The sequence below is a fragment of the Micromonospora rosaria genome (assembly GCF_001567585.1).
Taxonomy (GTDB): domain Bacteria; phylum Actinomycetota; class Actinomycetes; order Mycobacteriales; family Micromonosporaceae; genus Micromonospora; species Micromonospora rosaria.
The window spans coordinates 1-22,528 of the sequence record NZ_LRQV01000061.1 but is presented as its reverse complement, the minus strand read 5'-3'; the positions used below and the strand labels follow the sequence as shown (position 1 = coordinate 22,528).

Genomic DNA, 22,528 nt, shown 5'->3' with positions numbered 1-22,528 from the left:
GGGACGGTCAGTAGCCGGCGACCTGGGGCCAGCGGGGCTCCACCCCGGCCGCGACGCAGCGGTCCTGGAAGTCGGCGAGCAGGGCCGGGGTGTTGCGGACGGCCCGGGGGGACTCGCCCCGCTCCAGGCAGTAGGCCGCGAGCAGGCCGGCGACCTCGCCGACGTTCCACTCCACCGGGTGCAGCCGGTAGCTGCCGTTGGTGACGTGGGTGGTGCCGATGTTCTTGCCGGCGGGCAGCAGGTTCTCCACCCGGGTCGGGATCAGCGCCCCGAGCGGGATCTCGAAGGGGCAGGAGCCGACGTCGATGTAGTTGTCCCCGCCGGTGGAGGGGTGCAGGTCGATGCGGTACATGCCCACCCCGATCGAGTCGGGGTAGGACACCGCCCCGTGCTCGCCGCGTACCGCCAGGGAGAGGTCCTGCTCGACCACCGTGTACTCGGCCCGGATCCGGCGGGACTCCCGGATGTAGGGGGCCTGGGCCAGCCCGTCGGCGCTACCGGTGACGTCGCCGCGCAGCCGCAGCCCGGGGAAGCCGGTGCCGCCGTCGGGACGGGGCGCCTCGGTCTGCATCCAGTACAGCACCGAACGGGACAGTTCCCGGGCCTGGGCCAGGTGCCAGGCGGCGTTCGGCACGTCGATGACCGGGCTCTCGAAGTAGTCGATCATCGGCCAGTTGACCAGGGTGATGTCGCTGGCGTACGCGCCGTCGACGAAGGTGCGCCGGGCGGCGATGCGACGGAACGTCCACAGGTTCCCGTCGCCGGGGTTGAGCCGCTGGTCGGCGTTGACCGCCAGGGGGTCGTCGTCGGGGTTCGGGGTGAAGCTGCGCTCGACGATCTCCAGGGTGCGCGGGTGCGGCGAGCGCCAGGAGAGCAGCCGGTCACCCCAGAACCCGGGCTTGTAGTCGCGCCAGAAGTCGTAGCTCGCCGGCCGGTCGATGGTGTGGTCGCCGTCGACGTGGTCGAGGGCGAAGCAGACCGAGACGGCCTGCATGTTCGTCGGCTGCGCCTCGGCGGGGGCGCTCGGCTCGCCGGTCTCCTCCCGGGACTCGAAGCCGGTGACGTACTCGGTGCCGGTGAGCGGGAGCAGCTCACCGGTCTCGGTGGCGTCGAGCACGTACGGGGCGTGCAGGTCGATCCGCTGGTCACCGTCCCGGTGGGCCACGGTCACCCCGACCACCCGGTCCCCGTCGGTCTGCGCCGCCACCGGCCGGTACGGCTGGAGCACGGTGAGCCGGCCGGCGCCCCGGTGCGGGGCGAGCAGCTGCTCCAGGACGGCCACCGCGACCCGGGGCTCGTGGCAGAGCCGGCTCACCCAGCCGGCCCCCGGGTTGAGGTCCCGCCAGCCCCGGGCCCGCTCGGTGAGCGGGTAGTGCCGCCGGTAGTAGTCGCGGATGCCCTCACGCAACGCCCGGTAGCTGGCGGTCGCGCCGAACTGCTCGATCCAGGAGTGCTCGTCCGGTGGGACCGCCTGGCTGGTCAACTGACCGCCGAGCCAGTCGTACTCCTCGGTGAGGATGACCGACCGGCCGCTGCGGGCGGCGGCGAGCGCCGCCGCCACCCCACCGAGCCCGCCACCGACGACGAGAACGTCCGCGCGCATCTGTACCACGTGTGTCCTTCCAGGTCACGACCGGCGGGTCAGATGCCGCCGGTCGCCGGTTGCGGGGAGCCGAGGGTGCCGCCCTCGACCAGTTCGCACGGCAGCAGCCGGTGGGGCTCGGTGGCCCGGCCGTGCAGGATGTCGTCCAGGAGTTCGATGGCCTGCCAGCCCATCTCCTCGCGCGGGATGTGGAAGCTGGTGACCACCAGGTCGGTGGAGGTCTGCCGGGTCGGGTCGCCCAGCGCCAGCAGGGACAGGTCCCGGCCGATGACCAGGCCGCGACCCCGGGCCACCTCGCTGACCGTCACCGCGTCGGCGAGTTCCTCGAAGAACGCGGCGGTGACCCCGGCGGCGCGCAGCGCGTCGAGCACCTCGGCCGGCGCCCGCCCGGCCACCGGCTCGTGCCGGGCCCGCAGCCCGGACCGCTCGGCGGCGGCGGTGAAGCCGGCCAGCCGGTCGGCGGCGGACTCGGCGCCGGCCCCGGCCCCGACGTACGCGACGGTCCGGTGGCCGAGGCCGGCGGCCCGGTCGACCAGGTCGGCGGTGGCGGTGGCGTAGTCCGCCCCGACGTACGGCACCGGGCCGCCCGCGCCGGAGTCGAGGTAGGCGTCGTCGCGGCGGCCGACGGAGACGAAGGGCATCTCCCCGGCGACCATCCGGGCCAGTTCGTCGCCGGGGATCTCCCGGCCGAGCAGGACGCACCCGTCGGCCAGCCGGATCCGGTTGTTGTCGTGGAAGATCCGGCGGGTGCCGCCGACGACCGGGGCGCTGGTGAACAGCAGCAGGTCGCAGCCGATGTGCTCGGCGCTGGCCTCGATGCCGGACAGGAACGGGTGGTAGAAGTTCCCGGTCGTGCTCGGGAACACCGACTCGTAGGTGAAGACGCCGAGGATCTTGTTGTGCTGCTGGAGCAGCCGGCGCGCGAGGGGGTCGGCGACGTACCCGGTCTCCCGGATGACCCGCAGCACCCGTTCCCGGGTCTCGGGGGCGATCCGCCAGGCGGCGTCGGTCCGGTCGTTGAGCACGAGGGAGACCGTCGTCTGGCTGACGCCGGCCATCCGCGCGATCTCGCGCTGGGTCAGCCGGCCACGGGGTGCGGACACAGTGGATCCGTCGCCTTCCTCGCAGTAATGCGTATTGCCTGCATGTTGCGAGGATGCTGCCCGGCGTGTCGGAGTGGTGTCAAGGGTCACAGCACCCCGTAATCCGTATTACGGGGTGCTGTGACCGCTCTGAGCTGGCGCTGCGCGCAGCGGCGGGTGGGTGGTCGTCAGACGGCCAGGGCCCGGCGGACCTCCGCCTCGGCGGTCACCCCGCCCGCGCCCCGCGAGGTGATCCGGCCCGACTCCAGCACGTGGTAGTGGTGGGCCACCCGCAGGGCGAAGCCGAGGTGCTGCTCGACCAGGAGCACGGTGATCCCGGCCCGGACGGCCAGGTCGGCGATCCGGTCCTGGATCTCCACCACCACCGAGGGCTGGATGCCCTCGGTCGGCTCGTCGAGCAGCAGCAGCCGGGGTCGGGTGATCAGCGCCCGGGCCAGGGCGAGCTGCTGGCGCTGGCCGCCGGAGAGCAGCCCGGCCCGGCGGCGCAGCAGCGGGCGCAGCGCCGGGAAGAGGTCCAGCGACTCGTCCAGCGCCGCCGCGCCGTCCCGCCGGCCGTCGGCGACCAGGCGCAGGTTCTCCGCCGCGGTCAGGTGCGGGAAACACTGCTGCCCCTGCGGCACGTACGCCATTCCCCGGGCCACCCGCTGGTGCGGGGCCAGTCGGGTGACGTCCTCCCCGTCCAGCTCCACCCGCCCCGAGCGGGGGCGCAGCAGGCCGACGGCCACCCGCAGCAGGGTGCTCTTGCCGGCCCCGTTGTGCCCCAGCACACCGGCCACCTGGTCGGCCTCGACGGTCAGGTCCACCCCGTGCAGCACCCGGCTGCGCCCGTACCCGGCGTGCACGTCCCGCAGTGTCAACATCACGCCTCCGTACCGCTGTCGACGCCGAGGTAGACCTCCTGCACGCGCGGGTCGGCCTGGACCTGCGCCACGCTGCCCTCGCTGAGCACCCGACCGGCGTGCAGCACGGTCACCGTCCGGGCGAACCGGCGCAGGAAGTCCATGTCGTGCTCGATCACCACGACGGTGCGGTCCCGGCTGACCGTCTCCAGCAGGGCGCCGGTGGCGTCCCGCTCGTCGTGGCTCATCCCGGCCACCGGCTCGTCGAGCAGGAGCAGCCGGGCGTTCTGGACCAGCAGCATGCCGATCTCCAGCCACTGCTTCTGCCCGTGGGCGAGCGTGCCGGCGAGCTGGTCCGGCCGGTCGGCCAGGCCGATCGTGGTCAACGCCTCGGCCACCTCGTCGGGGATCCGCCGGCGCCGCCGGGCCAGGCTCCACCAGCTCCGCCCGGCCCCGGCGGCGATGTCGAGGTTCTGCAGGACGGAGAGCTCCTCGAAGACGGCGGCGGTCTGGAAGGTCCGGCCGACGCCGAGCCGGGCGATCCGGTGCACGTCCCGGCCGAGCAGTTCGGTGTCGCCGAACCGGACCGACCCGGTGGCCCGGACCAGGCCGGTGACCGCGTCGACCAGGGTGGTCTTGCCCGCACCGTTGGGGCCGATGAGGAACCGGATGTCGCCGGGGGCCACGTCGAGGTCGACGCCGTCGACGGCGGTGAACCCGTCGAAGGTGACCCGCAGGTCCCGGATGCGCAGGCCGTCGAGGCGTTCCCCGGTCACGCCGGCACCTCGTTCCGCTCGGCGTCGGCGTGCGGACCGACCACGACGACTCGCTCACGCTGCTCGCTCATGCGGTCACCCCCGTCCGGGCGCCGGCCAGCCCGGCGCCGTCGGTCGCCTCGGGCGTCCCGGCCCCCTCGACCGGCACGGTCGTGCCGACCCCGGCCGGCACCTGCCGTCTCCGGCGTCGCCACCAGCGGCGTCGGTCCGGGTCGTCGCCGCGCTGGCGGCCCAGCCCCACCAGTGCCGCCAGGCCACCCGGCAGGAAGGCCACGACCAGCACGAACATCAACCCCTGGAGGTACGTCCAGCCGCCCGGGAACCGCTCGGACAGCGCGGTCTTCGCCCAGGCCACCGCGACCGCCCCGAGCACCGGACCGAGCAGGGTGGCCCGGCCGCCGACCGCCACCCCGATGACGAACTCGATCGACGGGACGATGCCGATCATCGCGGGCGAGATGATCCCCACCGCCGGCACGAAGAGCGCCCCGGCCAGCCCGGCCATCCCGGCGGCCACCACGTAGGCGACCAGCTTCACGCTGGCCGGGTCGTACCCGAGAAACCGGACCCGCTCCTCGCCGTCGCGGACCGCGACCAGCAGCTCGCCGTACCGGCTCTGGATGAGCTGGCGGGCCAGCAGGAGCAGGGCCAGCAGGGTGCCGGCGATGACGAAGTACACCATCCGCTGGTTGACCGGGTCGGTCAGCGCGTAGCCGAAGAAGCCCTGGATGTCGGTGAGGCCGTTGGTGCCGCCGGTGGTGCCCTGCTGGCCGACCAGCAGGATCACCATCGCCATGGCCAGGGCCTGGCTGAGGATGGCGAAGTACGCCCCCCGCACCTTTCGCCGGAACACCAGCGAGCCGAGCCCGAAGGCGACCGCCATCGGCAGCAGCACGGTGGCGGGCAACGCGAACCACGGGCTGGCGAAGGGTCGCCACCACCACGGCAGCTCGTCGAGCTGGCCGTACAGTTGCATGAAGTCGGGCAGCTCCCCCGGGCCCGCGTCGGCGAGCTTGAGGTGCATGGCCATCGCGTAGCCGCCGAGGCCGAAGAAGACGCCCTGCCCGAGGGTGAGCATCCCGCCCCGGCCCCAGGCGATGCCGATGCCGATCGCGACCATGGCGAGGCAGAGGTACTTGGCCAGCAGGGAGAGCCGGAAGTCCGACAGCGCCAGCGGGGCGACGGCGAAGAGCAGGGCCGCGCCGAGGGCGAAGCCGGCGGCGGCGCGGGCCGGGCCGGCGCCCGGCAGCAGATTCCGTCGTCTGCCGCCGGCCGCCGGGTCGGGGGTGCGGCCGGTCGGTGCGGTCACGGTGCTCACGCGAGACTCCTGGTACGCAGGGTGAACAGCCCCTGGGGCCGCCACTGGAGGAACGCGACGATCGCCACGAAGACGAGCACCTTGGCGACGCTGAGGGTGGTCAGATACTCGCCGGTCGCCTGGAGCACGCCGAGCGCGAAGGCGACGATGACGCTCCCCTTGAGCTGGCCGATCCCGCCGACCACGACGACCAGGAAGGCGTCGATGATGAGGTTGGTGCCCATGGTCGGGCCGATCGGGCCGAGCAGGGTGAGCGCCACCCCGGCGAGGCCGGCCAGTCCGGAGCCGATGAAGAAGGTGGTCCGGTCCACCCGGGCGGTGGCGATGCCGGAGACGGCGGCCAGGTCGCGGTTCTGCACCACGGCGCGGATCCGGCGGCCGAGCGGGGTCAGCCGCAGCGCGAGGGTCAGCGCCACCACCGCCGCCACGGCCAGGGTCAGGATGAACAGCCGGTTGGTGGCCACGGTGAGCCCGCCGGGCAGCGCGATGTTGCCGGTGAGCAGGTCCGGGGCGCGGGTCTGCACGTTGGGGCTGCCGAAGACGTCCCGGGCCAGCTGTTGCAGGATCAGCGAGACGCCCCAGGTGACCAGCAGGGTGTCCAGCGGGCGGGCGTAGAGGCGGCGGATCAGCAGCACCTCCAGCAGCACGCCCATCGTGCCGGCCACCACGAAGGCGACCGGCAGCGCCACCAGCAGCGACCAGCCGGCCCCGGTGATGGTCTGCTGGAGCACGTAGGTGGTGTAGGCGCCGGCCATGATGAACTCGCCGTGCGCCATGTTGATCACGTTCATCTGGCCGAAGGTCAACGCCAGCCCCAGCGCGATGAGCAGCAGGACCGCGCCGATGCTGACGCCGGTGAAGAGTTGACCGAAGAGGACTGTCACGGTGGGCACTCCGTACGGGGGTGGGCCGGCCCGGACGCCGGTGTGCCGTCCGGGCCGGGGTCGGTCAGCTCAGGCCGCTCGCCCAGGGGTAGCTCTTCAGGTACGGGTCGGGCGTGATCGGCTGCCCGGAGTTCCAGACCTCGGTGATCAGGCCGTCCGCGCCGATCCGTCCGATCCGGGCGGTCTTGGCGATGTGCTGGGTCGGGCCGTCCACGGTCACCGTCCCCTCGGGGGCCTCGAAGGTGATCCCGCCGGCGGCGGCCCGGACCTGCTCCACGTCGAAGGAGCCGGCCTTCTCCACCATCGCCTTCCACAGGTGCACCGCCACGTACGCGGCCTCCATCGGGTCGCTGGTCGGCTTCTCCGCGCCGTACTTCGCCTTGTACGCGGCGACGAACTTCTCGTTCGCCGCGCCCGGGGTGGTCTGGTAGTAGTTCCAGGCGGTCAACTGGCCGGTGAGGTACTGGGTGCCGATGCCCTTGACCTCCTCCTCGGCGATCGACACCGAGACCACCGGCATGCTCTCGGCGGTCAGCCCGGCGGAGGTGTACTCCTTGAAGAAGGCGACGTTGCTGTCCCCGTTGAGGGTGTTGAAGACCGCGTCGGCCTTCGACGAGCGCACCTTGTTGACGATGGTGCCGAACTCGGTGGAGCCGAGCGGGGCGTAGTCCTCGCCGAGGACGGTCATCCCGTTCGCCTCGGCGTACGCCTTGATGATTTTGTTCGCGGTGCGGGGGAAGACGTAGTCGCTGCCCACCAGGTAGACCGACTTCTTTCCCTGGGCCTTGAGGTAGTCCAGCCCGGGGACGATCTGCTGGTTGGTGGTCGCGCCGGTGTAGAAGATGTACGGGGACTGCTCCAGGCCCTCGTACTGCACCGGGTAGAACAGCAGCGCCTTGTTGCGCTCGAAGACCGGCTTCACGGCCTTGCGGCTGGCCGAGGTCCAGCAGCCGAAGACGGCGGCGACGCGGTCCTGGCTGATCAGCTTCTCCGCCTTCTCGGCGAAGGTGGGCCAGTCGGAGGCGCCGTCCTCGGAGACCGGCTGGATCTTCTTGCCGAGGACGCCACCGGCGGCGTTGATCTCCTCGACGGCGAGCATGATCGAGTCGCGGACGGTGACCTCGCTGATGGCCATGGTGCCGGAGAGCGAGTTGAGCAGGCCGACCTTGACGGTGTCGCCGGAGACGTCGGCGCTGACGCCCGTGCCGGATGCCGCGTCGGTGGTCTTGCTGCCGCACGCGGCCAGGGCGGCCGTGGCGACCAGGGTCAGGGCACCCGCCAGGATGCGGCCCCGGAACGATGTCATCAATTCTCCCTGCGCGCTGCGTCGGAGCAGTGATCGGTTATGGGCGGTGGTCGGCGTGCGAAACCAGTCGTCGACGAGCGCTGTCGGGCGCCGATTCGCACGGTGCCACCGGAACCGGCATCGCCGGTCTCCCCGTTTGCGTACTGTCGTTTGTCGAGTCGTATCAGGGTGCGCGGTGCGGTCCGTGGTGTGGCGGTCGGCGGAACCGGTCGACGGGTGGACGCCGGCCGGATCCACGGCTGTCATCAGGCAGGGAAAGCCTGTGCGCGCATCGTTGCGGGAATGTTTCCCCACCCTTAATTGACTGTTTCCGATCGCCTGATCGGTCCACACGAAAAAGCCGACACCACAATTACCCATGATCGGGGAAATGGATGTCGGCACACGAGGCCAGCGCCTCGAACAAATGCGTGACGGCGACGCGCCGGCCGCCTTCGGCGACCGATGACGAAGCCTGGCGGGAGCGGATTACTTCACGCAGGAAGCATCTTAGGCCGGGAGCGGGCGAGCCTGTCAAGCAGCCGGCCGGCGGAAGGTCCACCCTCGACCGGTCACGCACCGGCCGAACGGGACGGTTCACAGTTCGGCGAGCACCCGGAAGTCCAGGCCGTCGGCCTCGGCCAGGTAGATGCGCTGGCGCACGTGCCGGCGGCGCAGCCGCAACTCGCCCCGGGGCCCGCAGTACGAGACCTCGTCGGCGTTGGCCCCGATCGCCCGCACGTCGAGGGTGCGGGCGCGGGCGATCAACGCGGCCAGCAGCATCACCCCCTCGTAGCAGGACTCCCCCAGGCTGCCCAACGGCGGCGCCTCCAGCCCGAAGCGGCGGGCGAACTCCCCATGGAAGTCGAGGTTCTCCCGGGTGGCCAGGTCGGCGAAGAAACCCGCCGTGCTGTAGAGCCGGCCGGTGGCGCGCGGGCCGCTGGCCAGCAGCATGTTCTCGTCCATCAGGGTGCTCAGCCGCAGGCAGCGCCGGTCCAGACCGGACCGGGCGAACGCCCGGTTGAACCGGACCGCGTCCGCCCCGACCAGCAGCATCAGCACCGCGTCGGCGTCGCTGTGCTCGATCCGGCGCAGGATGTCGGCGAAGTCGTGGGTCTCCAGCGGCAGGAAACCCAGCCCCACCACCCGCCCGCCGGTGCGCAGCGCGTACCGCTGGGCCGCGCGGGCGGTGCGCCGGGGCCAGACGTAGTCGTTGCCGACCACGAACCACCGGCGGACCCCCTGCTCCCCGGCGAGCAGCCGCATCGCCGGCCAGAGCTGGGCGTCGGGCGTCTCGCTGGTGAGGAAGACCCCCTCGGTCCGCTCACCGCCCTCGTACAGCGCGGTGTAGACGTACGGCACCCGGTGCGCGACGCGCGGCGCGAGGGCCTGGCGGACCGACGAGATGTGCCACCCGGTCACCCCCTGCACCGCGCCGGTGGAGACCAGCAGCTCGACCTCCGCGGCCACCTCCGCCGGGGGTGCCCCGCCGTCGACCGGGACCAGGCGCAGTTCCCGGCCCAGCACCCCGCCGTCGCGGTTGACCTCCTCCACCGCCAGTTGGGCGCAGAGCTCACAGGTCGGACCGAACATGCCCGCCGGACCGCGCATCGGGTACACCAGGGCGACGTTGACCACCGACCGGTCCACGGTGAGCCAGGGCGGCGCGGCGACCACCCGCGCCGGGGCGGGCTCCGGGGCGGCCACCTCCCGGGTCGGGGCCGGCTCCGGGGCGGCGGCCCGGGCCTCGGGGTGCCGCGCGGCGGCGACGCGGGTCGCCGGCTCGGGGCGGGCCGGACGCTGCGGTCGCGGTGCCGGCGCGGACATGCCACACATGATTGCCCGCGAACCCACGCCACACCAGGTCTCTCCATCCACCGGGAATGGCCGATAGCATGACGGGGGCCACCGCTGGCGGAGGAGATCGCATGGCAGAGCTGCCCGGGGCGTCAGCCGACCTGCTGCGCTCGCTGACCCGTGCCGAGCGGCTGCTCTCCCGCCGGATCGGTGCCGTGCTGGCCCCCGAGGGGCTCACCATCGAGGCGTGGCGGGTGCTCTGCCTGCTCGCCGACGGGCTCGGCCACCCGATGACCGAGGTCGCCGCCGAGGCCTGCCTGCCCCCGGGGACCCTCACCAAGCTGGTGGACCAGCTCGTCGACCGGAACCTGGTCTTCCGCCGGGTCGACCCCTACGACCGGCGGCGGATCCGGGCCTGCCTGACCGCCCGGGGTCGCCGGGAGCACGACCGGCTGGAGGCGATGGTCCGGGCCGACCTGGACGAGCTGACCGGCGGAGCCGGCGAGGAGGAGGCCCTCACCCGCCGGCTCGCGGACCTGGTCACCCGGCTGGACCCGGACCGCCCCCGGCAGCCGACCCCCGCCCTGCGCTGACGATCGGCCGGGGAGGCCCCGCCCCGGTCCAGCCGCCGGCGGCCCCGGACCCCGGTCAGCCGCCGTCGACCGGGCGGAACGGGGCCACGGTGTGCCGGGACACCCCCGCCGGGGCGGTGCCGGCCCCGACCGTGTCGAACAGCACCCGGCCGAGGTGGGCGTGCGCCCGTACCGCCGGGTGGGTGCCGCCGTAGTTGTCCCGGTCGCCGAGGGTGTCGGCGAAGAAGGCGTAGGTCAGGGCGGGGGCCCCGGTCTGGTCGAAGACGATGCCCACCTCGTGCCGGGCGGCCCCCCGCTCGTCGTAGTCGGCCCCGTACTTGGTGGCCACCCGGCTGCGCTCGGCCGAGGACATGTCGCGGCGGATCCCGTCGTGGTAGCCGTTGATCCAGCGCAGGACGCCCAGCAGGAAGGTGGTGGAGCCGACGGAGAGCAGGGTTCCGTTCGCCAGCCGCCAGAGCAGGTCGTGGGTCTCCCGGGGGGTGGTGACGCCGAGGAAGAAGCGGTACGGGTTGGCCACCGGCTCGACCCGGGTGTGGGTGAACCCCTTGGCGGCCAGGATCTCGTTGATCTCCAGGGCGGGCACCACCCGACCGCACATCCGGACCGCCGTGTTGTCCGAGACCAGCAGCATCGCGGTGAGGAAGTTGGCGACGGTGACCTCGTCCCCCCAGACGGTCTGCAGGTGGTAGAGGCCGCTGCCGCCGAGGATGATGTCGGCCGTGAGGTCGAGGCGCTGGTCGAGCCGGAGCTGCCCCCGGTCGATGGCGTCCAGCACCGCCACCGCGACGGCGAGTTTCTGCACGCTGTAGCCGTGCGTCACCCGGTCGGCGTCGTCGGCCAGCACCGTCCGCAGGGCGCCGGTGGCGTCGACCCGGGCGACGTGGGAGTGCCACACCCCGCCGGCCTGCCTCGTCCGGGTCCGGTACGCCTGCCGGATCCGCTGCGTCGGGTCGAGCGGAGCATGGTCGGCGGCGGGATCGGCGCCCGGTGCCGGCGCGGCGAGGGCCGGACGGGGGGCCGCCACCAGGGCGGCTGTCGCCGCGCCCAGGCCGAGGGCGACGCGGCGGCTGACCTTGTCGGGCATGTTCTCTCCCCTGATCGACGGTGCCCGACGGGGGCTGGGCCGACGACAGGCTTCCCCCACCGTCCACCCACGACACCCCCGCCGGGTTCTCGACCCTCAGGGTTCCAGATGAGATCGAAGGGTGTGGGCGTCGGGGGCGGTGGCGGTCCAGAGGGTCGCCGGCCCCCCGGCCAACGGCAGCCGGGCGGCGGTGCCCCCGGGGTGCACCCAGGGAGGGTCGGCGGGCCGGTCCGGGTGCAGCACCAGCAGGGACCCGGTGGCCGGAGCCCCGCCGAGGACCGCCGGCCCGGACCAGCCCGGAGCCTGCGGCCCCACCGCGAGGGTCTGCCGCAGCAGGGGCCGGCCGGCGAGGTCGACGACGGTGTGCAGCACCGCGTCGCCCGGCTCCTCGGCGTGCCGGCCGCAGATCAGCTCGTCCCGCCAGGTGAGGGTGGCCCCCTCGGCCACCTCCACCCGCGACTCGGCGAGGTGGGCGCAGCCGGCCGCCGCGACCGTCTGCTCGGGCAGCCAGTGCAGGGCCGCCCCGGGGTGGACCCGGGCCGACACCATCATCCGGGAGGTGGCCCCGACCCGGCCGGGCAGGGCCACCGAGGCGGCGACGGTGTGCACCCGCACCGCCGCCCCGGTGGTCACCTCGATCTCCAGCCGCAGGTCGTCCCCGGCCAGGGGACCGGCCGCCGCGCCGACGACGTACACCTCGGCGACCGGGCCCCGGTGCCCGGTGCGGCGCAGCAGCAGCGGGGGCTCCCCGGCCAGCTCGGTCAGGCGGGTGCCCCCACGCCCGTCGGGGTGGGCCACCAGCCGGGCGACCGCCCGCATCAGCCCCGACCGGCCGGTACCCCGGTGGCCTGGGCCGCCCGGTGGTGGGCCAGCTCGTGGCGGACCCAGTCGGCGACCTGCCCGGCCTGCCGGTCCTGCACGATGGAGAGGAAGACCGTGGGCAGGTCCCCCCGGCGGGCCCGGGAGTCCCGGTCCATCACCTGAAGGTCGGCCCCGACCAGCGGGGCCAGGTCGGTCTTGTTGATCACCAGCAAATCGGCGGCGGTCACCCCGGGCCCGCCCTTGCGGGGCACCTTGTCCCCGCCGGCCACGTCGACCACGAAGATCTGCCGGTCCACCAGGCCCCGGCTGAAGGTGGCGGTGAGGTTGTCCCCGCCGCTCTCCACCAGCACCAGGTCCAGGGCGCCGAAGGTCTCCTCCAACTCGTCCACCGCGTCGAGGTTGGCCCCGATGTCGTCGCGGATGGCGGTGTGCGGGCAGCAGCCGGTCTCCACCGCCCGGATCCGGTCGGGGTCCAGCACTCCGGCCCGGCGCAGGAAGTCGGCGTCCTCGGTGGTGTAGATGTCGTTGGTCACCACCCCCAGGCGCAGTTCGTCGGCGAAGGCCCGGCACAGGGCGGCCACCAGGGCGGTCTTGCCGGATCCCACCGGTCCCCCGATGCCGACCCGCAGGGCCCGGCCGGCGGCGGCCAGGGGGGCGTGCGGGTCGACCCCGGGCTCGGGGTGGGTGTGTGGAACGGTCTCGTCGTGCTCGGGGTACCCGGTCTGTCCAGTCGGTTGTGGACGCGGCGACGGGGTCGGCTCAGGACGCAAAGAGACGCACCTCCCAGGTGGCGTGGACTTCGGCATGGATGTCGGCGAGGGGGGCGGCGGCGGCCGGCAGCCGCCAGGGTGGTTCACCGGCGGCCCGGTCCGCCTCGGCGGCGGTCCGGTCGCAGGCGGCGGCCAGGTCCACCAGCAGGGCCTGCACCCGGTACGGGTCCAGGCCCAACAGGCGGACCCCGGCGCTGGCCGCCCCGGTCACCGTCTGGTACGCGGCGGTCAGGGCGGTCTCGGGCCGGGTGAGGCCGGCGGCGGCGGATAGCAGCCCCAGCACCAGGGGTTGGTGGGGCCCGCCGCCGGCGGTGGGCAGGTCGGCGAATCCGGCGGTGGGCCAGACGGCCTTCCCGGCCCGCAGCAGGGCCCGGCCCTGCCGGCGGGACACCCGGCGCAGGGCCTCGGCGGCGGTCCGGGCGTCCAGCTCGGCGTCGAGCAGGGCCAGCAGCCCCGCCCGGTCCGGCTGCCCGGCCGCCCGGTGGGCCGCCGCCGCGAAGGCCGCCCCGACCAGCCCGGCGGTGGCCAGCCGGCCCCGCAGGAAGGCGGCCAGGGTGGCGAGGTCGGTGACCCGCCCGGCCCCGACGGCGGCCTCCAGCCCTCCGGAGTGGGCGTGGGCCCCCGCCGGGAACCGGCCGTCGGCCAGGAGCAGCAGCAGGGTCGACGGGGTCATCAGAACAGGAAGTACCGCTGGGCCATCGGCAACTCCGCCACCGGGTCCGGCTCCACCGTCTCCCCGTCGATCCGGACGGTGAAGGTGTCCGGGTCGACCTCGATGCGGGGCATGGCCGAGTTGTTCGGCAGGTCGGCCTTGCCCCGGGAGCGCACGTCGGCCACCGGCACCACCCGCCGCCGCACGTCCAGCCGTAGCCCGGCCTCGATCGCCGCCGGGGCCACGAAGGTCAGGCTGGTGGCCGCGGCCGGTACCGGCTGGGCCCCGAACATCGGGCGGGGCAGCATCGGCTGGGGCGTGGGGATGGAGGCGTTGGCGTCCCCCATCTGGGCGTAGGCGATCATCCCGCCCTTGATGACGAGCAGGGGCCGGACCCCGAAGAAGGCCGGCTCCCAGAGCACCAGGTCGGCGAGCTTGCCCGGCTCCACCGACCCGACCTCGGCGTCCAGGCCGTTGGCCATGGCCGCGCAGATGGTGTACTTGGCGACGTACCGGCGGGCCCGGTGGTTGTCGGCGCGGCCGTCCCCGGGCAGCGCCCCCACCCGGGCCTTCATCACGTGGGCGCTCTGCCAGGTGCGCAGCACCACCTCCCCGATCCGCCCCATCGCCTGCGAGTCCGACCCGATGATGGAGATCGCCCCCAGGTCGTGCAGCAGGTCCTCGGCGGCCATCGTGGACGGCCGGATCCGGCTCTCCGCGAAGGCCAGGTCCTCCGGCACCGCCGGGTTCAGGTGGTGACAGACCATCAGCATGTCCAGGTGCTCGGCCAGGGTGTTACGGGTGTACGGCCGGGTCGGGTTGGTCGACGAGGGCAGCACGTTCGGCTCGCTGGCCACGGTGATGATGTCCGGCGCGTGCCCGCCCCCGGCCCCCTCGGTGTGGTACGAGTGGATCGCCCGGCCGGCGATGGCCCGCAGCGTGTCGGCCACGAACCCGGCCTCGTTGAGGGTGTCGGTGTGGATCGACACCTGCACCCCGGAGGCGTCGGCGACCCGCAGGCAGGCGTCGATCGCGGCCGGGGTGGTCCCCCAGTCCTCGTGCAGCTTGAACCCGCCCGCCCCGGCCCGCAGTTGCTCCCACAGGGCCTCGGCGGAGACGGTGTTGCCCTTGCCGAGCAGCAGCACGTTCACCGGGTAGCCGTCCAGCGCCTCGTGCATCCGGGCCAGGTGCCAGGCGTTCGGGGTGACCGTGGTGGCCCGGGTGCCCTCGGTCGGCCCGGTACCGCCGCCGACCAGGGTGGTGATGCCGGCGGCCAGCGCCTCGGTGACGACTTGCGGGCAGATGAGATGGACGTGGGTGTCCACCGCCCCGGCGGTGAGGATCCGGCCGTTGCCGGCGATCACCTCGGTGGCCGGGCCGATGACCAGGTCGGGGTGCACCCCCGGCATGGTGTCCGGGTTCCCGGCCCGGCCGATCGCCACGATCCGGCCGTCGCGCAGCCCCACGTCGGCCTTGACGACGCCCCAGTGGTCGAGGATCACCGCCCCGGTGATCACGGTGTCCAGGGCGCCCTCGGCGCGGGTGGCGCGGGACTGGCCCATCGACTCGCGGATCACCTTCCCGCCGCCGAAGACCACCTCGTCCCCACCGGCACAGTGGTCGGTCTCCACCTCGATCAGCAGGTTGGTGTCGGCCAGCCGGATCCGGTCGCCGGTGGTCGGGCCGTACAGGTCGACGTAGCGGTCGCGGTCGACGAAACTCATCGGTGTGCTCCCCCCTGTGGTGGGGTCGGGTCGTCCAGCGGGCCCCCGCACTCGCCGCGCAGGCCGGGCACGATCCGGGCCCCGCCCAGCGGCACCAGGTCGACGCTGCGGCTGACCCCCGGCTCGAAGCGCACCGACGTCCCCGCCGGGACGGCGAGCCGCTGTCCCCAGGCGGCGGCCCGGTCGAAGTCCAGCGCCGGGTTGGCCTCGGCGAAGTGGTAGTGCGAGCCGACCTGCACCGGCCGGTCGGCGGTGTTGACCACCAGCAGGGTGGTCACCGGCCGACCCGCGTTGATCTCCACCGGCCCCTCGGCGAGCAGGATCTCCCCGGGGATCACGGGATCGGGTGGTGCACCGTCACCAACTTGGTGCCGTCCGGGAACGTCGCCTCCACCTGCACCTCCCTCAGCAACTCGGGGATGCCGTCCTGGACGTCGTCGCGGCCGAGCACGCCACGACCGGCGGACATCAGGTCGACCACCGACCGGCCGTCCCGGGCCCCCTCCAGCAGGAACGCGGTGATCACGGCGACGGCCTCGGGGTAGTTGAGGCGCAGGCCACGCTCGCGGCGCCGACGGGCGACGTCGGCGGCGACGTGGACGAGCAGGCGGTCCTGCTCGTGCGGGGTGAGATGCACGGGTGGCTCCCGGTGGGGTCGGCGTGCCCCGGCCCGCCGCCGACGGCGCGGCGTCCCACCGGCCCCGGCGCACGGGACGGGTGGGGAACCCCGGGCGGCGATGCCCGGGAGGCGAGCAGGGGGTCACACGACCACTGGAGGGCGCTGGCGGGGAACCCGGGACTCCACCATCCCGGCCCGCGCGGGGCGCCACGCAGCGGTCTGGGATCGGATGCGGACCGCACCGCGCCAACCGCTGAGCAGACGGTAGAGGATCGGCGGCCGGCGGGGCAAGACGGTCCCGGTGGACCGGCCCACCCCGGCGGTGCCGGTCCACCGCCCCGCCGTATGGTCGGTCCCGCGCGGGTACCGCAGGTCACGTCGCTGCCGATCGACGTGTCGGGGGCGGCTGTTACGGTCGCGCCGCCGTCGCAGAGGAAGCCGGAGGTTCGGTCGTGATCGTCTCCCATCTGTCGTCGTTCGCCGGGTTGGAGGTCGTGCCCTTCGACCCGGGGATGGCCCTGCCCGAGGAGCTGCCACCGGTCGCCTGGCGGCTGGAGGTCGAGGACTTCGACGCCGACCCCGAGGAGTTCGCCGCGCTCGTCGCGGCGTTCCGCGCCGAGGTGCCCGCCGAGGCGGTCCAGGCTCTCGTGATCGGCGAGTGGGGCGCGGCCTACGAGTCGCCCGCCCCGCTCGGGTTGCTGGTCGAGGCCGCCGGCGAGTGGACCGCGCTGCGGCACCTGTTCATCGCCGACCTGATCAGCGAGCAGTGCGAGATCTCCTGGATCACCCACGACGACCTCACCCCGCTGCTGCGGGCGTACCCCGAGCTGACGACCCTGTGGGTGCGCGGTGGGCACGAGCTGCGGCTGGAGCCGCTGCGCCACGACGGGCTGCGGGAACTGGTCGTCCAGACCGGCGGCCTGCCCGGCGCGGTGAGCCGGGCGGTGGCCGGCTGCGACCTGCCCGGGCTGCGCCGGCTCGACCTGTGGCTGGGCCGGCCGGACTACGAGGGTGACACCACCGTGGACGACCTCGCCGAGCTGCTGGCCGGCACCCGGCTGCCGGCCCTGCGCCACCTGGCGCTCTGCAACGCCGACAACGCCGACGAGGTGACCCGGGCGGTCGCGCACGCCCCGGTCGTCCGGCAGCTCGAGGTGCTCGACCTGTCCAAGGGGGTGCTCACCGACGTCGGCGGTGAGGCGCTGCTGGCCGGGCAGCCGCTGACCCACCTGCGCCGCCTCGACCTGCGCCACCACTTCCTCTCCGCAGAGTGCGCGGCCCGGGTGGTCGCCGCGCTGCCCGGCGTCGACGTCGACGTCGCCGACCGCCAGGAGATCCAGGTGTACGGCGACCGCGAGTACCGGTTCACCGCGGTCGGGGAGTGACGGGATGACCTTCTCCGCGCACGCCACCACGTTCGCCGGCCGCCCGGTGGTCGACGTGCCGCTGGACGGCCCGCTGCCCACCGTGGACGCCCCGGTGGCCTGGCGGGTCAGCGTCCCCGAGTACGACACGCGCGACGACAACGTGCCGTCGGACGCCTTCGCCGCCACCTTCGAGCGGTTCGTCACGCAGGCCGGAGCGCAGGTGGAGGCCCTGGTCGTCGGCGCGTGGGGGTACGCCGCGTTCAACACCGCCCCGATCGCGCAGCTCTGCGCGGCGGCGACCCGGCTGCCCGCGCTGCGCGCGCTCTTCCTCGGCGACATGACCTTCGAGGAGTGCGAGATCTCCTGGATGCTGGTCGGCGACGTGAGCCCGCTGCTGACCGCGTACCCGGCGCTGGAGGTGCTGCGGGTGCGCGGCGGCCAGGACTTCCGCTTCTCCCCCGTGCGGCACGCCGGCCTGCGGGAGCTGGCGGTGGAGAGCGGCGGGTTGACCCCGGCGTTCGTCCACGCGGTGCTCGACTCCGACCTGCCCGCCCTGACCGACCTGGAGCTGTGGCTCGGCGACTCCTCCTACGGCGGCGACACCACCGCGGAGGACCTGGCCCCGCTGCTGGCCGGGGAGCGGTTCCCCGCCCTGCGCCGGCTCGGGTTGCGCAACGCCGAGCACGCCGACGACCTCGCCGAGGCGGTGGCGACCGCACCGGTGCTCGCCCGGCTGGAGCGCCTGGACCTGTCCATGGGCACGCTCGGCGACCGGGGTGCGCGGGCGCTGCTGGCCGGCGGGGCGCTGACCCACCTCGCCGAGCTGGACCTGCACCGGCACTACGTCACCGAACAGGTCGCGGCGGAGGTCACCGCCGGGCTGCCCGGGGTCCGGGTGGACCTGTCCGACCCGCAGGAGGAGGACGACGACGAGGACGAGGAGTTCCGTCGGTACGTGGCGGTGGCGGAGTGACCGGTGAGCGCGCCGCCCGGCGACCGCACCCGCGCTGACATGCGGCTGACCGTCGTGGGCAACCCGGGCAACCGCCGGGTCACCCTGTTCACCCGGGCCGTCCGGGCCGCCGGGCTGCCCCCGCCGGCGGTGCTGCCCTGGGCCGAGGTGCTCATCGGCGCGGCACCCCCCGGCCCCGGCACCCTGGTCCGGGTCGACTCCCCCGGCGAGGACCCCGAGGTGGACCGGCTGCTGCGCGGGGCGACCCGCCCGGCCCGGCACGGCGAGCTGATCGGCCTCGCCGCCACGTACGCCGGGCTGGTCGGTGGCCTGGCCCGGGTCGCCGCCGGGGGCGCGGAGCTGCTCAACGACCCGGCGGAGGTGGCGGTGCTCTGCGACAAGCGGGCCTGCCACGCCCGGCTGGCCGCCGCCGGCGTCCCGGTGCCGGCCGCGCTCGGCCCGGTCGACGGGTACGCGGGGCTGCGGGCGGCGATGGCGGCGGCCGGCTGGAGCCGGGTCTTCGTCAAGCCCGCCCACGGTTCCTCCGCGGCCGGGGTGCTCGCCCTCGCCGTCGGCCCGCGCCGGGTCCGGGCGGTCACCCCGATCGAGGTGGCCCCCGACGGGTTGTTCAACTCGCTGCGGGTCCGCCACTACGACGACGAGGCGACGGTCGCCGCGCTGGTCGACCGGCTCGCCCCGGAAGGGCTGCACGTGGAGCGGTGGCTGCCCAAGGCCGGGCTCGGTGACCGGGTCGTCGACGTGCGGGTGGTGGTCGTCGCCGGGCGACCCGCGCACGCGGTGGTCCGCGCCGCCCGGGGGCCGCTGACCAACCTGCACCTGGGCAACGCCCGGGGTGACCTGGCCGCGCTGCGCGCCGCCGCCGGGCCGGCCGGGTGGGCAGCGGCGATGCGGACCTGCGAGCGGGTCGCCGCCTGCTTCCCGGGCAGCCTGCACGTCGGGGTCGACCTGATGTTCCTGGCCGGGTGGCGGCGGCACGCGGTGGCCGAGGTCAACGCCTTCGGCGACCTGCTGCCCGGGGTACTCGCCGACGGGCGGGACACCTACGCCGCGCAGGTCGACGCGCTGACCAGCGGCCGGTGGGACCGGTGGCGGGCGGCGCACCGCCCGGACCCGCCGGGGTCGGCTCCGGCGGCCCCGGACGCGCTGACGGCTTCGGCCGCGCCGCCGGCCCCAGCGGCTCCGCCGGCTCCGGACGCGCTGACGGAGCCGGGTCGGGAGGTGCGCGCGTGCGGAGCCTGATCGGCAGCCACGACCTGGCCCTGGTCACCCTGGACACACTGCGCTACGACGTGGCGGCGGAGCTGGCCGAGGCGGGGCGGACCCCCCGGCTGACCCGCGCGCTGCCCGGCGGGCGGTGGGAGCGGCGGCACTCGCCGGCCAGCTTCACCTACGCCGCGCACCACGCCTTCTTCGCCGGTTTCCTGCCCACCCCGGACACCCCGGGCCGGCACGAGCGGCTGTACGCGGCGGCCTTCCCCGGCAGCGAGACCGCCGGCGCGGACACCTGGGTCTTCGACGCCGCCGACCTGCCCACCGCCCTGGCGGCGGCCGGGTACCACACCCTCTGCGTGGGCGGGGTGGGCTTCTTCAACCGGCGCAGCCCGCTCGGCGCGGTGCTGCCCGGCCTCTTCGCCGAGGCGCACTGGGAGCCGGGGTTCGGGGTGACCGCCCCGGACTGTGTGGACGCCCAACTCGACCGGCTGACCGAGGTGCTGCCCCGGGTCCCGGCCGGGCGACCGCTGTTCACCTTCCTCAACGTGGCCGCGCTGCACCAGCCCAACCGGCACTACCTGCCCGGCGCGACCGTCGACGACCGGGCCAGCCACGCCGCCGCCCTGGAGTACGTCGACGGCCGGGTCGACCGGCTCTTCGCCCTCCTCACCAGCCGGGGCCGGCCGGTGTTCACGATCGTCTGCGCCGACCACGGCACGGCGTACGGGGAGGACGGGCACACCGGCCACCGGATCGGCCACGACGTGGTGTGGACGGTCCCGTACGCCCACTTCACCCTGCACCCGGGAGACTGGTGACCAGCATCGACCAGGCGCTGGACGGCTCGCCGTACCAGCAGTACCTGTACGCGTACCCGCACAAGACGTCGTACCGTCCGCTGCGGCCCCGGCCGCCGCTGGCCGAGGTGTGGCGCACCGAGCCGCGCGACACGCTCTTCCTCTACCTGCACGTGCCGTTCTGCGAGATGCGGTGCGGCTTCTGCAACCTGTTCACCCGCACCGGCGCGCCGGCCGCGCAGGTCACCGCGTACCTGCGGCAGCTACGCCGGCAGGCGGAACGGGTCGCCGACGCGCTCGGCGGCGACGCCGGGTACGCCCGCGCGGCGCTCGGCGGTGGCACCCCGACGTATCTCACCGCCGACGAGCTGGCCGACCTGTTCGACATCGCCACCACGACGATGGGGGCGCGGCTGCCCGGCGTACCGCTGTCGGTGGAGACCTCGCCGGCCACCGCCACCCCGGACCGGCTGGCGGTGCTCGCCGCGCACGGCACGACCCGGGTCAGCATCGGGGTGCAGAGCTTCCTGGACGCCGAGGCCCGCGCCGCCGGCCGGCCGCAGCGGCGCACCGAGGTGGAGGCGGCGCTGGGCGCGATCCGGGACGCCGCGGTCCCGGTGCTCAACATCGACCTCATCTACGGCATCGACGGGCAGACCGCCGACACGTGGGCCGAGAGCCTGGCCGCCGCGCTGGCCTGGCGGCCGGAGGAGCTGTACCTGTACCCGCTCTACGTCCGGCCGTTGACCGGGCTGGGCCGGCGGGCGCACAGCCGCGACGACTGGGACGGCCAGCGCCTCGCCCTGTACCGGCAGGCGGTGGAGGTCCTCGGCGCGGCCGGGTACCGGCAGGAGTCGATGCGCCAGTTCCGCCGGGCCGACGTGCCCACCCCGGCGGGGCCGGACTACTGCTGCCAGGACGACGGCATGGTGGGGTTGGGCTGCGGCGCCCGCTCGTACACCACCGGCCTGCACTACTCGTTCGACTACGCGGTCAGCGTGACGCAGGTGCGGGCGGTGCTCGACGACTACCTGGCCCGCCCCGCCGACGACTTCCGGCACGCCGAGTTCGGGTACCGGCTCGACGGCGTCGAGCAGCGACGCCGCTGGCTGCTGCAGTCGCTGCTGCGGGCCGAGGGGGTGGACGCCGCCGCCTACCGGGCCCGGTTCGGCGCCCCGCCCACCACGGACTTCCCCGAGCTGGCCCGCCTGGTGGCGCGGGGCTGGGCGGACGAGAGCGGGCTGCGGCTGACCCCGGCGGGGCTGGCCCGCTCCGACGCGGTCGGCCCGTGGCTGACCTCCGCGCGGGTCCGGGACGCGATGCGGGGGTACGCGCTGCGATGAACCTGTCGATCCTCTACCGGGGGCCTCTAACGAGCTGCAACTACGACTGCCCGTACTGCCCGTTCGCCAAGCGGCGGGACTCGCCCCGGACGCTAGCCGCCGACCGGGCCGCCCTGGACCGGTTCACCGGCTGGGTGGCGGCCACCACCGACCTGCGCCTGTCGGTGCTGTTCACCCCGTGGGGCGAGGGGCTGACCCGACGCTGGTACCGGGACGCGCTGGTGACCCTGTCGCACCTGTCGCACGTCGAGCGGGCGGTCATCCAGACCAACCTGGCGACCCGGGTGGACTGGCTCGCCGACGCCGACCCGGCCCGGGTGGCGTTGTGGACGACGTACCACCCCGGGCAGGTCACCCGGGAGCGGTTCCTGGCCCGCTGCGCCCGCCTGACCGAGCTGGGGGTGCGGTACTCGGTCGGGGTGGTGGGCCTGCCGGAGCACCTGGCCGAGGCGCGGGCGCTGCGCGCCGCCCTGCCCACCGGGGTGTACCTGTGGGTCAACGCCGCCGAGGGCCGCCGGTACGACGCCGCCGAGGAGGCCACCTGGACCGCCCTGGACCCGCTGTTCGGGTACAGCGTCCGGCCGCACCCGTCGCTGGGGCGGCCGTGCCACGCCGGGGAGACGGCGGTCTCGGTGGCCGGGGACGGCACGGTACGCCGCTGCCACTTCGTCCCCGACCCGATCGGCAACCTGTACGACGGGTCGTGGCGGTCCGCGCTGCGGCCCCGCCCGTGCGGCAACGGGACCTGCGACTGCCACATCGGCTACGTGCACCTCAAGCCGTTGGGCCTGCGCGACGTCTTCGCCGGTGGGGTGCTGGAACGGATCCCGGCGGCGTGGCCGCGCCGGCCCGCCCCGCCCGCCGACCGGCCCACCGCCGTGGCGACGGGCCGGCTTCTTCCCGTCGTCGGTCAGCCCGGACCGGCGCGCTCCGGCTCCGGCTGACCGGCGGCCCCGCCACGCCCCGG

The 22,528-nt window shown here is 74.5% G+C and carries 22 protein-coding genes; 7 read left to right on the top strand and 15 right to left on the bottom strand.

The genetic code is table 11. The features are described 5' to 3' along the window. Positions 1-7: 7 nt before the first annotated feature. From AWW66_RS17380 to AWW66_RS17345, 8 genes are all read right to left on the bottom strand, one after another. Positions 8-1,603, bottom strand: coding sequence for an FAD-dependent oxidoreductase (locus AWW66_RS17380; protein ID WP_067367241.1), 1,596 nt, complete (start codon positions 1,601-1,603; stop codon positions 8-10). 38 nt (positions 1,604-1,641) lie between these two features. After that, on the bottom strand, positions 1,642-2,706 hold the full coding sequence (locus tag AWW66_RS17375; protein ID WP_067367239.1) for a LacI family DNA-binding transcriptional regulator: 1,065 nt from the start codon (positions 2,704-2,706) through the stop codon (positions 1,642-1,644). Between the two features lie 167 nt (positions 2,707-2,873). Continuing rightward, on the bottom strand, positions 2,874-3,566 hold the full coding sequence (gene urtE / locus AWW66_RS17370; RefSeq protein ID WP_067367237.1) for an urea ABC transporter ATP-binding subunit UrtE: 693 nt from the start codon (positions 3,564-3,566) through the stop codon (positions 2,874-2,876). Then, entirely contained in the window at positions 3,566-4,321 is a 756-nt protein-coding gene (urtD, locus tag AWW66_RS17365; RefSeq protein WP_067367234.1) for an urea ABC transporter ATP-binding protein UrtD, read from the bottom strand. Before urtD ends, urtE begins: the two co-directional genes overlap by 1 nt. 67 nt (positions 4,322-4,388) lie before the next feature. Continuing rightward, a complete protein-coding gene (gene urtC / locus AWW66_RS17360; RefSeq protein WP_245648350.1) occupies positions 4,389-5,639 on the bottom strand; it encodes an urea ABC transporter permease subunit UrtC in 1,251 nt (416 codons plus the stop codon). Further along, positions 5,636-6,523 carry an urea ABC transporter permease subunit UrtB gene (gene urtB, locus AWW66_RS17355; RefSeq protein WP_067367231.1) on the bottom strand — a complete coding sequence of 296 codons (888 nt, stop codon included), beginning with the start codon at positions 6,521-6,523 and terminating at the stop codon, positions 5,636-5,638. The genes urtC and urtB overlap by 4 nt, the downstream gene beginning before the upstream one ends. A 64-nt stretch (positions 6,524-6,587) precedes the next feature. After that, on the bottom strand, positions 6,588-7,829 hold the full coding sequence (gene urtA / locus AWW66_RS17350) for an urea ABC transporter substrate-binding protein (RefSeq protein WP_211271975.1): 1,242 nt from the start codon (positions 7,827-7,829) through the stop codon (positions 6,588-6,590). Between the two features lie 576 nt (positions 7,830-8,405). Beyond that, positions 8,406-9,635, bottom strand: coding sequence for a substrate-binding domain-containing protein (locus tag AWW66_RS17345; RefSeq protein WP_083978573.1), 1,230 nt, complete (start codon positions 9,633-9,635; stop codon positions 8,406-8,408). 101 nt (positions 9,636-9,736) lie between these two features. Between AWW66_RS17345 and AWW66_RS17340 the strand changes: the two genes are divergently transcribed. Further along, the gene (locus tag AWW66_RS17340) at positions 9,737-10,198 is read left to right on the top strand and encodes a MarR family winged helix-turn-helix transcriptional regulator (protein WP_067367228.1); all 462 of its coding nucleotides are present in this window, start codon (positions 9,737-9,739) and stop codon (positions 10,196-10,198) included. Between the two features lie 55 nt (positions 10,199-10,253). Here the strand turns inward: AWW66_RS17340 and AWW66_RS17335 are convergent, their stop codons facing one another. The 7 genes from AWW66_RS17335 to AWW66_RS17305 all read right to left on the bottom strand — a co-directional run bounded on the left by AWW66_RS17335 (position 10,254) and on the right by AWW66_RS17305 (position 15,887). Further along, positions 10,254-11,282, bottom strand: a complete 1,029-nt coding sequence (locus AWW66_RS17335; protein WP_067367225.1) for a serine hydrolase — start codon at positions 11,280-11,282, stop codon at positions 10,254-10,256. 96 nt (positions 11,283-11,378) lie between these two features. Beyond that, positions 11,379-12,101 (bottom strand): urease accessory protein UreD, encoded by a 723-nt coding sequence (locus AWW66_RS17330; protein ID WP_067367222.1) that lies wholly within the window; start codon positions 12,099-12,101, stop codon positions 11,379-11,381. Continuing rightward, positions 12,101-12,874 (bottom strand): urease accessory protein UreG, encoded by a 774-nt coding sequence (ureG, locus tag AWW66_RS17325; protein ID WP_425413279.1) that lies wholly within the window; start codon positions 12,872-12,874, stop codon positions 12,101-12,103. Before ureG ends, AWW66_RS17330 begins: the two co-directional genes overlap by 1 nt. Beyond that, the gene (locus AWW66_RS17320) at positions 12,864-13,547 is read right to left on the bottom strand and encodes an urease accessory protein UreF (protein WP_067367221.1); all 684 of its coding nucleotides are present in this window, start codon (positions 13,545-13,547) and stop codon (positions 12,864-12,866) included. The genes ureG and AWW66_RS17320 overlap by 11 nt, the downstream gene beginning before the upstream one ends. Next, on the bottom strand, positions 13,547-15,250 hold the full coding sequence (locus AWW66_RS17315; RefSeq protein ID WP_067367219.1) for an urease subunit alpha: 1,704 nt from the start codon (positions 15,248-15,250) through the stop codon (positions 13,547-13,549). Before AWW66_RS17315 ends, AWW66_RS17320 begins: the two co-directional genes overlap by 1 nt. Continuing rightward, positions 15,247-15,588: an urease subunit beta gene (locus tag AWW66_RS17310; protein WP_067367218.1), complete on the bottom strand. Its 342-nt coding sequence runs from the start codon at positions 15,586-15,588 to the stop codon at positions 15,247-15,249. Before AWW66_RS17310 ends, AWW66_RS17315 begins: the two co-directional genes overlap by 4 nt. Further along, positions 15,585-15,887 carry an urease subunit gamma gene (locus AWW66_RS17305; RefSeq protein WP_067367215.1) on the bottom strand — a complete coding sequence of 101 codons (303 nt, stop codon included), beginning with the start codon at positions 15,885-15,887 and terminating at the stop codon, positions 15,585-15,587. The genes AWW66_RS17310 and AWW66_RS17305 overlap by 4 nt, the downstream gene beginning before the upstream one ends. A 434-nt stretch (positions 15,888-16,321) precedes the next feature. Here AWW66_RS17305 and AWW66_RS17300 point away from each other — a divergent pair, with 434 nt between their 5' ends. The 6 genes from AWW66_RS17300 to AWW66_RS17275 are packed head-to-tail and all read left to right on the top strand — an operon-like array spanning position 16,322 to position 22,505. Next, complete coding sequence (locus AWW66_RS17300) at positions 16,322-17,254, top strand: STM4015 family protein (protein WP_067367213.1); 933 nt, start codon at positions 16,322-16,324, stop codon at positions 17,252-17,254. Between the two features lie 4 nt (positions 17,255-17,258). After that, positions 17,259-18,209 carry an STM4015 family protein gene (locus tag AWW66_RS17295; RefSeq protein WP_067367211.1) on the top strand — a complete coding sequence of 317 codons (951 nt, stop codon included), beginning with the start codon at positions 17,259-17,261 and terminating at the stop codon, positions 18,207-18,209. A gap of 3 nt (positions 18,210-18,212) precedes the next feature. Beyond that, positions 18,213-19,448 carry an STM4014 family protein gene (locus tag AWW66_RS17290; RefSeq protein WP_245648349.1) on the top strand — a complete coding sequence of 412 codons (1,236 nt, stop codon included), beginning with the start codon at positions 18,213-18,215 and terminating at the stop codon, positions 19,446-19,448. After that, positions 19,436-20,239, top strand: a complete 804-nt coding sequence (locus AWW66_RS17285) for an STM4013/SEN3800 family hydrolase (RefSeq protein WP_067367209.1) — start codon at positions 19,436-19,438, stop codon at positions 20,237-20,239. The genes AWW66_RS17290 and AWW66_RS17285 overlap by 13 nt, the downstream gene beginning before the upstream one ends. Next, positions 20,236-21,561: an STM4012 family radical SAM protein gene (locus AWW66_RS17280; RefSeq protein WP_067367207.1), complete on the top strand. Its 1,326-nt coding sequence runs from the start codon at positions 20,236-20,238 to the stop codon at positions 21,559-21,561. Before AWW66_RS17285 ends, AWW66_RS17280 begins: the two co-directional genes overlap by 4 nt. Next, on the top strand, positions 21,558-22,505 hold the full coding sequence (locus AWW66_RS17275) for an STM4011 family radical SAM protein (RefSeq protein ID WP_067367205.1): 948 nt from the start codon (positions 21,558-21,560) through the stop codon (positions 22,503-22,505). The genes AWW66_RS17280 and AWW66_RS17275 overlap by 4 nt, the downstream gene beginning before the upstream one ends. Positions 22,506-22,528: the final 23 nt, after the last annotated feature.

Excerpts from the sequence above, each read along its gene's own strand:
- AWW66_RS17380 (WP_067367241.1), bottom strand. The coding sequence starts at position 1,603 with ATGCGCGCGGACGTTCTCGTCGTCGGTGGCGGGCTCGGTGGGGTGGCG.
- AWW66_RS17340 (WP_067367228.1), top strand. The coding sequence starts at position 9,737 with ATGGCAGAGCTGCCCGGGGCGTCAGCCGACCTGCTGCGCTCGCTGACC.
- AWW66_RS17320 (WP_067367221.1), bottom strand. The coding sequence starts at position 13,547 with ATGACCCCGTCGACCCTGCTGCTGCTCCTGGCCGACGGCCGGTTCCCG.
- AWW66_RS17330 (WP_067367222.1), bottom strand. The coding sequence starts at position 12,101 with ATGCGGGCGGTCGCCCGGCTGGTGGCCCACCCCGACGGGCGTGGGGGC.
- AWW66_RS17335 (WP_067367225.1), bottom strand. The coding sequence starts at position 11,282 with ATGCCCGACAAGGTCAGCCGCCGCGTCGCCCTCGGCCTGGGCGCGGCG.
- AWW66_RS17275 (WP_067367205.1), top strand. The coding sequence starts at position 21,558 with ATGAACCTGTCGATCCTCTACCGGGGGCCTCTAACGAGCTGCAACTAC.
- urtA (WP_211271975.1), bottom strand. The coding sequence starts at position 7,829 with ATGACATCGTTCCGGGGCCGCATCCTGGCGGGTGCCCTGACCCTGGTC.
- AWW66_RS17315 (WP_067367219.1), bottom strand. The coding sequence starts at position 15,250 with ATGAGTTTCGTCGACCGCGACCGCTACGTCGACCTGTACGGCCCGACC.
- urtE (WP_067367237.1), bottom strand. The coding sequence starts at position 3,566 with ATGTTGACACTGCGGGACGTGCACGCCGGGTACGGGCGCAGCCGGGTG.
- AWW66_RS17295 (WP_067367211.1), top strand. The coding sequence starts at position 17,259 with ATGACCTTCTCCGCGCACGCCACCACGTTCGCCGGCCGCCCGGTGGTC.
- AWW66_RS17345 (WP_083978573.1), bottom strand. The coding sequence starts at position 9,635 with ATGTCCGCGCCGGCACCGCGACCGCAGCGTCCGGCCCGCCCCGAGCCG.